The following is a 9,531-nucleotide window of genomic DNA, read 5'->3' as shown; positions in this document are numbered from 1 at the left end:
ACCAGTACCAGCGGTATACATCGCATTGGGATCGATTTGGGGAATTCTTGCCACCGCATAATCGATCGCTAATTTAGCATTTAATACCCCAGCATCAGAGGCTTTATAGGCTTTTAAGCTATCTAAAACCAGTGGATTTAGCGGGTTGCTGATGCGTCCTACTTCATCAATATAGCCATCGACATCATGGGCGATGACAGCATATCCAGCTTTAGCGTAGTTCATATAATTCCAATAAACCATATTTTCTTCATCGATAGTTTGTCCGTACAATGGTGCGGTTGCAGAGGGGGCGACGAATATGCAGGGGAGTTTTGGTTTAGCTGGATGAGTTGGTAAAAATACCACGAATCTAGAGGAATATGTACGTCTGGGAAACTTAACCTGATATACCATCACCTCAGGATCGTTTTTAATTGTGCCTAAACCCGGTAATTGATTGATATCAATATAGGTGAGCGGTTTTTGCTCCATGTTGCCGAAGATGTGTGAGATTCCCCAGACAACAGCGATCCCAATTCCTAAAGCTGAAAAGCCAGAAACGGTTCTGAGGAGGTACGAGTTGAATAACCCATAGGCTCTAAAATTCGGACGAAAATTAGACTCCGATTTATCTTTGAGTGCGTTGCTCGATATTTGCCGTGACGGAGGATTTGAGACTGGCATCTCAGCCACTTCTGTTTCTGGTTCTGGTGGCTCCACTTTTCCAAGAGCCATTTCTTTAATTAAAAATGCATTGGTTTCAGCAGTCTTACGCTTGTAAACTGCTAATTGGTGAATATCTGCTGCGGCAACCAGTTCGATTTTTTTGCCTAGCTCTACGGCTAAATCCTGAGCTTCCAAAAACTTTTTAGTTTGGAGTGTCAGCTTGAGAGTTTCCCCATCGAGTTCGAGGAAAAACTCCACCCCTTCCACATCGAGACTGGCTAATGTCTCTGCTACACAATTGTGGATTTCGGCTAAATCTTGCCGATCTTGGGGATCGTTGACGCTGGTAGATGCTGATGACATAGATTGAAGATTACTAACAGATGGGCTTGCCGCTCCTGTTTAGTTATCCCCAAATCGCTATGTAAATTACTAACTCGTCTCAGTTAGCTGGTTTTGGCTAGAATTGAAACCGATGTTTGCTGCCGTTGCTAAAGTACGTTTTAGCGATCGTGCTAAAATCCCTATATTAGGAAATCCGATCGCAAGCTGAAGATGATAGGTCGATGGCAATTTGGTTTAATCTGCTGGGAATTATCGCGATCGGGTGTGGTATCGCATTTAAAAATACTGGTCTGACTGTCGCTGGTTGTGCGATCTCCTTGGGATTATCGTTACCGATCGTCTATCGCAGCATCCGTCCGAACATCCCAAAATCCTTATCCTCAAACCAAAAACGGCAAATAGTGACGACAATTACGATGTTAATTGTTGTCATCAGTCTGCTTAGGATCGGCGGATTTTTTAGTTACATTGGCGGACTCTCCGCAGGGACAGATTGGAGTGCTGTGGGTGCATTGGGATTGTGGGGAGGTGCGCTCGGACAGACTGCGATTGCTACTATTGCTGCTTTTGTCTCATGGCGGCAGTATATCGTTTCTCGCGATTTGACGATCGAACAAAATCGCCTCAATCGTCAACAAAATATCATTACGCAACAACAAACGATCGATAATTATTTTCAAGGAATTTCTGCTCTAGTCTTAGATGATGATGGTTTTTTGGAAGATTGGCCGCAGGAGCGCGCCTTTGCGGTGGGGCGGACTGCGGCACTCTTAGGGAGTGTCAATGCCGAGGGCAAAGCTAGAGTTTTGCGCTTTCTCTCGCGATCGAACTTACTCACTCCCCTCCAGCGAGATTTGCGGTTGGGCAAGGTCGTGCTCAATGGTGATGGCGGCTATGATGAAGATCGGATCTATGGTACTCGGGTCATCAATTTGGGTGTGATGTTAGCACAGACCGATTTGGCACAAACCGATCTGCGCTGGATCGATCTCAGCGATGCAAATGCGATCGATACTAATTTGAGTGGCTGTAATTTATCGACAGCTAATTTAGCCAGAACGATTTTATATCGTGCTCGATTAAACGGTGCAAATCTTACCAATACTCGGTTATTTTATGGCGATATTCAGTCTGCTAGTCCGCGCGTTCCCGATCGTCCGCCAGATTATATTAGTGGTGAATTTACGGGTGCTGTAGTAGAAGATGTCGATTTTACAGGTACGATCGGGATGTCAGAATCACAGCGAGAATATTGCTGTGCCTGGTGCGGTGAGAATTCGCGACAAACGATTCCTGGGGGTTGTCGCAGCATTCCCAATCGCTTGCTAACATCTTCCGCTCGATCGTTTGATGAAGAGCTGTAAGTAGCTAGCGAGCTGGTGCGTTACGCTTGCGCGATAACACACCCTACAATATTCTCGAACATTAATTAGGAATGTTATGTCCACTATCAATTATCAACTATCAATTATCAACTATCAACTAATTAAATGTCTGTGATTCTCTACTGGGGCGATGATGACTTTGCGATCGCTAAAGCGGTCGATGCCATTCAAAAATCGGCGATCGATCCGGCGTGGAAAAGCTTTAACTATGAAAAGATTACCCCTGACAAAGAAGATGCTACAATCGCGGCTTTAGATGCGGCCATGACACCACCATTTGGATCTGGCAAACGTTTGGTGTGGCTATCAGAGCCGAGTTTAATGCAACAGTGTTCGGAGCAATTGCTAGCAGAACTAGAGCGAACTTTACCCCAAGTTCCCGATACGACGATTTTATTACTGACGAGTAAGAACAAACCAGATGGGAGATTAAAATCGACTAAAACGATTCAGAAATATGCCAAAGTCCAAGAATTTAGCCTGATTCCGCCGTGGAAAACGGAAGAAATTGCTCAACGAGTCCAAAGCGTAGCTAGAGAATTAGGACTAAAAGTTACTCCAGATGCAGTGCAACTGCTGAGTGAATCAGTTGGTAATAATACGCGTCAACTCTACCTAGAGCTGGAAAAATTACAACTTTTGGCTGGTGGCGGTGGGCAACAGATCGATCGCGCGATGGTCGCCAGTCTGGTAGTCGCGAATACTCAAAACAGTCTTCAACTAGCAGCAGCGATTCGCCAAGGCGATGTTGGAACAGCGTTACATTTAGTGAGTGAGTTGTTAAACCACAACGAACCCGCACTCAAAATTGTCGCCACTCTCGTCGGTCAATTTCGCACCTGGTTGTGGGTGAAAATGCTCTTAGAGGGGGGTGAAAAGGACGATCGAGTCATTGCCACCGCCGCCGGACTCGGCAACCCCAAACGCCTATTTTTCATCAAGCAAGAACTTCAAGCTACTACTGCCGATCGATTGGCCGCCAGTTTGCCCAAGTTACTAGATTTGGAATTTAATCTCAAACGCGGCAGCGAACCTAACTCGACACTGCAAATGCACGCGATCGAGTTGTGTCAAATCTTTAAGATAGGGGATAGGGGATAGGGGATAGGGGATAGGGAGTAGAGCATAGTAGAGTTGTTAGAGTGGGGGAGTTAGATTCATAAAAATTAAGTTACTCATGCTCATCATTACTAATCGTTAATTGTCTTTAAGCCCGATTCTCGATCGAAGTCATGTACCAATAGGAAGATCTTCTACTCAGCATTAACCGAACTTCCACCCCTACCCCCTATCCCCTATCCCCTATCCCCTCAATGAAGATTCGCCGTCGTCCGCCTAGCTCAGCTGTCAATGTTGGCCCCCTCGAATATCAGATTGTCGTGCCCGATGGGAAACCCGAACACATCCTCGAAGAAATCGTCTGGGACAAAGAACGGGAAGTAGCTTATCTACGGGATAAACTGCCTCTGGATAAGTTAAAAAAGCAAGTAGCCATCGTCGCTCCACCAGTGGATTTCATGGGTGCCTTACGATCGGGTAAAACCCAGCCAGCAGTCATTGCTGAAGTCAAGAAAGCGTCACCTAGTCGGGGGGTGATCCGCGCCGATTTTGATGCGGTGGAGATTGCCAAAGCTTATCAACGCGGTGGTGCCAGTTGTTTGTCGGTATTGACCGATCGCAACTTTTTTCAGGGGAGTTTTGAAAATCTAGCGGCTGTGCGTCAAGCCGTGGATTTACCGCTCTTGTGCAAAGAATTTATCATCTATCCTTACCAAATTTATTACGCCCGCGCTCATGGTGCCGATGCCGTGCTCTTGATTGCCGCAATTTTGGAAAATATCGATCTTCAGTATTTTCTCAAGATCGTGCGGATGTTGGGGATGACAGCACTGATCGAGGTACATACAGCAGAAGAATTCGATCGAGTGTTAGGACTAGATGGGGTCGAGCTGATTGGCATCAACAATCGCAATCTCGCCGATTTTAGTGTCGATCTGAACACCACTTCGACGCTGCTGGCATCGCGGCAGCAACAATTACTCGATCGATCGATCCCGATCGTGAGTGAATCTGGGATCCATACTGCCAAAGATCTTAAAATAGTAGCAGCGGCTGGAGCTAATGCTGTGCTAATTGGGGAATCATTAGTAAAGCAAGACGATCCCGGACAAGGCATCGTCGATCTATTTGCAGCCTAGTTTGAGCTGTAATTTATTCACTTAACTAATTACCGACCCGATCTCGATCGGGTGCAGGCATATTCATGGATCGCATTAAACTACCGTCATTAGTCCATTACGAACTGATTTTACAAGTGCTAGAACGCCAAACAATGATGTCTGCCGATCGCGACCCGATCGTCAGAGAGCGCGTTCAGCAGCTAATTGTGACTCTGCGCAAAGCTTTGTCTCAGCACAAGCTGCTGGAAGTTACCTGCGAGCATCAACAGATGGAAATCGAACATGTTTGGTCGCTCAATGCTGTCATTGGCAAGCAGGAAGTGACTACCAGGGAATAGGTTGTGATGACAACTTAGTACCAAGATTGCGTCCGAGTCCGGCATTGCCGAACATTCGCTCTTCGGGAGTCGAATTACTAGCACTAAGCGCGATCGCAACTTCCCGATGGGTAGGTGAATAAGGCTACCAAATACCTCACAACCACACCCTATTACTGCTAAAATCGATCGTAAATACAGCAGTAACTTGAGTACAAATGCGTATCCTGGCTCTTGTCCCTGGTGGAATTGGCGACCAAATCCTGTTCTTCCCCACGATCGATAATCTCAAAGGACGTTACCCAGACGCAGAAATTGATGTCGTCGTCGAACCTCGATCGACTTCTGCATATCGTGTTTCCAAGTCTGTCCGCAAAGTTATTCCCTTTGATTTCAAAGATGTTAATGGCCCCGCTGACTGGGGCAATCTTTTGGGCATCATCCGCGATAGCGAGTACGATGTTGCCATGTCCTTGGGGCGACGATTTGGTGTGGGCTTACTCCTCTGGTTGACAGGAATTCCTGTGCGCATTGGTTTTGATGTGGGTGCGAGTAAATTATTTCTCTCCAATCCTGTCTCGCTCAATCTCAACCAATATGCGGCGCAGATGTTTCACGATCTGGTGAGAGGCTTGGGCATAACCGACCCTTGTCCGGCAGTGAGCATCAATGTCCCCAAATCCGATCTCGACTGGGCAGAAGCCGAGCAGGAACGACTGGGGATCAAAGATAGTGGTTACGTGCTGATTCATGGCGGCGAGACGAGACCAGATCCGACCCTCGGTGTCGATCGTATTTATCCAGCCAAGCAGTGGCAACAGATTGTCAAAGACTTGCAAACTCGACAACCAAATATCCCCGTCGCCGTCATCAAAGGCCCTGAAGATGATGAGTTTATCGAAGCACTACTCACACTTTGCCCTACGCTGAAAGTAATTAGCCCCCCAGATATTGGCAAACTCGCAGCCACGATCGCTGGTGCCAATCTCATGCTCTGTACCAATAGCGGCCCGATGCATCTAGCTGTAGCTGTCGGTACCTATACGATCGCCCTATTCGGCCCATCCGATCCGGCGAAACTATTACCTGGCAACGATCGATCGATCGCCATCAAATCCCGCACAGGCAAAATCGCTGATATTCCACCATCGGATATTTTAGAGAAAATCTGGAAAGGATAGTTTGAGTCGATAGTGGACTTTTAAATAATATTATGAATAGCTGAAATCTAGCTGGTGGACACTGTCTCGATCTTCGATAGATATAAATAAGCCTGTGGAGATAGATGAATCATCGATCGCCGGACTAATTTAGATGCAGAATTATTATAAGTAGCTCATCTCATTCTCAGGAGTTTCGATCGTGTACGCAGTTGTTTCGGCAGATCGCATTTCAATTCCACCTGGCTCGGTACTGCGGATTCCTGGTTCGTGGCAAGATTTTTGCCAACTACGCGATAATCGAGGTAATGGCTCAATTCCCCGCCTGCGATATCGTCATGGAGAAATTTTATTGATGAGTCCATTACCCAGACACGGACGGGAAGCTAATATCATCGCAGATATCGTTAAGGCTTTGCTAAATGATGAAAATCGTAATTATGAGGCATTTACACCAATTACGATGGAGCTACCGGAAGTGGGCGGTATTGAGCCAGATTATTGTTTTTATATCGATAATTGGCAGGCAGTTGTAGGCAAAGATCGGATCGACTGGAAAGTAGATTTACCACCAGACTTAGCTATTGAAATTGATGTAACTAGTTTCACGTCAGAGTTAGATTTTTTACCTTTCAATGTACCAGAGGTATGGATATTTAAGAATTATCAATTAACGATCTATCAGTTAGCTGCTGACAAATACGAAGTTAGCGAAACTAGTCGTTATTTCCCAGATGTTTTACTTCAACAAACGATCGATGCTTGTTTCGTAGTTGCTAAAGAAAAAGGTACTGGAGCAGCAATTAACGAACTACGTCGATTTCTGAGTAATTGAGGAAAGGATATATTGGACAGTAACAACCATATCCTTTCCAAAAAATTACGATCGACTAATTCAAGGACAATCATTCGACAATAAACATTGCCGTTGACACAGAATCAATCCAAACCACGACTGCGGATCTGTCCAAACTTTCAGAGGCTGGAGCGCGTGGGATTCGAGCGTATCTGTTAGAGCTGGTAGATTAAACTTTCGAGAAATTTCGGTGTGAATGGTTTCGCCCGGTTGGAGCGAAATTTCTAGATCGAGATCCTTAAGCTTGGCTGTCTGAGCCGTCAAACTTCTCAGGTGCATTTCAATCTGGCTGGCAGCGGTATTAAAGAAGGCAAAATGCTCGAAATTATCGAGATTGAAATCGCCAGCAAAGCTGTAATTGAGATGGCGCAAAATATTGAGATTAAAAGCAGCCGTGACGCCTTGGGCATCGTTATAAGCCGCTTCCAGAATCTCGATTGGTTTTTGGAGATCTACCCCTAAGAGGAAAAATTCACCAGGTTGGAGAGCCTGCTGAACTTGATTCAGAAATAGATCGCACGATCGATCGTCCAAGTTGCCCATCGTGCTCCCCAAGAACATCAACATCCGGTTTTGAATGATGCGGGGTGGGAGATTAGCCAATGCGCGTTCGTAGGTACCTGCAACGCCGCAGACATTGAGTTTCGGGTAATCATTTAATAATTGCAGTGCCGTGGTGCGGAGAATGCCAGCACTGACATCGATCGGGTAATAATGGAGCGGGTCTTCGAGTTGAGAGTAAGCTGTCAGTAAGGTATGAGTTTTGCGAGAACTACCGCTACCAAGTTCGACGAGTTCGCAAGCTCCCGTGAGTGCAACAATTTCCGAAACGTAAGTGTCGAGAATCGCTTGTTCGGTGCGGGTAGGATAATATTCCGGCAGATCGGTAATTTGCTCGAATAATTCCGAACCCAGATCGTCATAAAAGTAGCGCGAGGGTAGTGTTTTCGGGTTGCTCCTTAAGCCATCGATAATATCGCTACCTCGATCGATCTCCGGCAAATCGGCATCGAGATTAATCCATTGCAGCCGTTCGTATTCTTTAATTTGAGTTTTCACGGAGGTTGTACCTTCTGATAGCGGGTTGTGGTCGAAAGCGATCGTGTACTAAGCTACAAAACGATCTATTGCGATCGTAGCGAAATGTTTCTATCTGTAACCATTTTTCGCGATAAAAACCTCCGATCGACATAAAAATAGGTAGGGATTGCCCTCCTTGTCGATCGATTTAGCGATGCTGTCGGCTTGGAGAGAAGACGAAAACGATCGCTCGGCTCTGTTGAGACACTAAGTTTGGTAGCAAGCTCGTCAATCTCCCAATCTGGCTAACCAGCACCTTAAAATAGTAAATAACAATCCGATCGATTCATCCTCGTATCCCAAATCAATCTATGACTATTGCCAAATCTAACGATATTATTGCGTATCCAGCACCAGAAATTGTGGCTTATATGGAGCAGCAAGCAGATCTGTTTGAAACAGCCAAACCCCAGCTAATTGAGCAATTTTTGGGTCGATATGTTTGGTTTGAAAATGGACAAGTACTAGACTCCGATGTCGATCGTGAAATCTTATTGTTAAGACTCTATGGAGACGGTGAACCACGCCCTTTATTTATCCGTAAAGTAATGACAATAGAACCCAAGCTACTAGTACGTTCGGCTCCCCAGTTGAAATAGAACATCATGGGAACTTATCGTTATACATCTGTAGGCGGGGATATTCCAGCAATTCCAGTAATGCCACTAGAACTAATTCAACCAGGTAAATTTGAGCATCCTTCCGTCGTCGGTCAAGCTATTTTAGATACAGGTTCGGATTGTACGCTCGTGCCCATTCCGTGGCTAATCCAAGTTAACGCTCAGGTATCAGATCGAGCCTTACGGATTCCAGTCTGTGGACAATTAAGTTTAGCAATTCCGCATGAGGTGGGGATTAGATTCGTTGGCGAAGCCTACCGGAGGTAATCGCTACCGCCATTTTGTATTTCGAGTTTACGGCTGTTCGGTGGAGGATATTGGAGAAATGGCTTTAGTAGGTCGAGATATTTTAAATTTATACAGGGTTGAATTTGATGCTCCTAATGGGGTATTTGCTATTTACTAGATTCGACAGGAATTATTAGCCCGATCCGTCGTGCTAAATATCCGCTACGTCTCATTATTGATGCGAATTGCGGCGACAATTTCTTCGGTATAAGCATCCGCATAGCTCCACGCATTAACCAGATCGGCGGCGGTGATGTGAGGATAATCTTATAGTAGTTGGGCTTCACTCATTCCCAGTTGCTGTGCTTCAACTAATAACCAAACGGCAATTCGCGTTCCGGCAATGCAAGCTGAACCACTACAGACACCTGGAGTCTGAGTAATACCCTTCCCACTCATGTTCAGGGTTTTGGTAAGGCTTTGAACCATCTCTGCATTGTCTGAAAGCGATCTGGTTAGAAGATAATTCTCAATTTCTTGACGAGTCATGGTGATAATTGTCCGAGTGCGCGATATCGGACGATCGTCAGTTATTTTCATTGTAACAATTCGATCGACAGATTTAATTCGTAGGTTGGGTAGCGGATGCGCACTCGTCGGCTTTGCCGACGGTTTAGCGCACCAAGCAGAGCAAAGTGAAACCCAACGCGCT

The 9,531-nt window shown here is 45.7% G+C and carries 10 protein-coding genes and 1 pseudogene; 8 read left to right on the top strand and 3 right to left on the bottom strand.

The window, feature by feature from the left end:
- Positions 1-1,011: hypothetical protein (locus RMO84_RS08370; protein ID WP_310488009.1), on the bottom strand; the 1,011-nt coding region annotated here is incomplete at its 3' end.
- Positions 1,012-1,214: 203 nt separating this feature from the next.
- Between RMO84_RS08370 and RMO84_RS08365 the strand changes: the two genes are divergently transcribed.
- The 6 genes from RMO84_RS08365 (at position 1,215) to RMO84_RS08340 (ending at position 6,870) form a co-directional block, all read left to right on the top strand.
- The gene (locus tag RMO84_RS08365) at positions 1,215-2,357 is read left to right on the top strand and encodes a pentapeptide repeat-containing protein (RefSeq protein WP_310488008.1); all 1,143 of its coding nucleotides are present in this window, start codon (positions 1,215-1,217) and stop codon (positions 2,355-2,357) included.
- Positions 2,358-2,483: 126 nt separating this feature from the next.
- Complete coding sequence (gene holA / locus RMO84_RS08360) at positions 2,484-3,479, top strand: DNA polymerase III subunit delta (RefSeq protein ID WP_310488007.1); 996 nt, start codon at positions 2,484-2,486, stop codon at positions 3,477-3,479.
- Between the two features lie 212 nt (positions 3,480-3,691).
- Positions 3,692-4,576, top strand: a complete 885-nt coding sequence (gene trpC / locus RMO84_RS08355; RefSeq protein ID WP_310488006.1) for an indole-3-glycerol phosphate synthase TrpC — start codon at positions 3,692-3,694, stop codon at positions 4,574-4,576.
- Between the two features lie 65 nt (positions 4,577-4,641).
- The gene (locus RMO84_RS08350) at positions 4,642-4,896 is read left to right on the top strand and encodes a DUF5340 domain-containing protein (RefSeq protein ID WP_310488005.1); all 255 of its coding nucleotides are present in this window, start codon (positions 4,642-4,644) and stop codon (positions 4,894-4,896) included.
- 197 nt (positions 4,897-5,093) lie between these two features.
- Positions 5,094-6,056, top strand: coding sequence for a glycosyltransferase family 9 protein (locus RMO84_RS08345; protein ID WP_310488004.1), 963 nt, complete (start codon positions 5,094-5,096; stop codon positions 6,054-6,056).
- Positions 6,057-6,237: 181 nt separating this feature from the next.
- A complete protein-coding gene (locus RMO84_RS08340; protein ID WP_310488003.1) occupies positions 6,238-6,870 on the top strand; it encodes a Uma2 family endonuclease in 633 nt (210 codons plus the stop codon).
- A gap of 60 nt (positions 6,871-6,930) precedes the next feature.
- On the opposite strand, the gene egtD is transcribed toward RMO84_RS08340, so the two are convergent.
- On the bottom strand, positions 6,931-7,950 hold the full coding sequence (gene egtD, locus RMO84_RS08335; protein WP_310488002.1) for an L-histidine N(alpha)-methyltransferase: 1,020 nt from the start codon (positions 7,948-7,950) through the stop codon (positions 6,931-6,933).
- A 332-nt stretch (positions 7,951-8,282) separates the two neighbouring features.
- Between egtD and RMO84_RS08330 the strand changes: the two genes are divergently transcribed.
- Together RMO84_RS08330 and RMO84_RS08325 are read left to right on the top strand one after the other, a co-directional pair.
- Entirely contained in the window at positions 8,283-8,570 is a 288-nt protein-coding gene (locus tag RMO84_RS08330; protein ID WP_310488001.1) for a hypothetical protein, read from the top strand.
- Between the two features lie 6 nt (positions 8,571-8,576).
- On the top strand, positions 8,577-8,858 hold the full coding sequence (locus tag RMO84_RS08325; protein WP_310488000.1) for a hypothetical protein: 282 nt from the start codon (positions 8,577-8,579) through the stop codon (positions 8,856-8,858).
- 183 nt (positions 8,859-9,041) lie between these two features.
- Here RMO84_RS08325 and RMO84_RS08320 read toward each other — a convergent pair.
- A pseudogene (locus tag RMO84_RS08320) lies at positions 9,042-9,368 on the bottom strand (DUF433 domain-containing protein).
- Positions 9,369-9,531: the final 163 nt, after the last annotated feature.

The organism is Chamaesiphon sp. VAR_69_metabat_338 (assembly GCF_031423935.1).
Taxonomy (GTDB): domain Bacteria; phylum Cyanobacteriota; class Cyanobacteriia; order Cyanobacteriales; family Chamaesiphonaceae; genus Chamaesiphon.
Note: the sequence above shows the minus strand (reverse complement) of the source record. Positions and strands in the feature narration are given on the sequence as shown.

Bases quoted from the DNA above. Each gene is read 5' to 3' on its own strand.
- RMO84_RS08365 (WP_310488008.1), top strand. From the start codon at position 1,215: ATGGCAATTTGGTTTAATCTGCTGGGAATTATCGCGATCGGGTGTGGT.
- holA (WP_310488007.1), top strand. From the start codon at position 2,484: ATGTCTGTGATTCTCTACTGGGGCGATGATGACTTTGCGATCGCTAAA.
- trpC (WP_310488006.1), top strand. From the start codon at position 3,692: ATGAAGATTCGCCGTCGTCCGCCTAGCTCAGCTGTCAATGTTGGCCCC.
- RMO84_RS08350 (WP_310488005.1), top strand. From the start codon at position 4,642: ATGGATCGCATTAAACTACCGTCATTAGTCCATTACGAACTGATTTTA.
- RMO84_RS08345 (WP_310488004.1), top strand. From the start codon at position 5,094: ATGCGTATCCTGGCTCTTGTCCCTGGTGGAATTGGCGACCAAATCCTG.
- RMO84_RS08330 (WP_310488001.1), top strand. From the start codon at position 8,283: ATGACTATTGCCAAATCTAACGATATTATTGCGTATCCAGCACCAGAA.
- RMO84_RS08325 (WP_310488000.1), top strand. From the start codon at position 8,577: ATGGGAACTTATCGTTATACATCTGTAGGCGGGGATATTCCAGCAATT.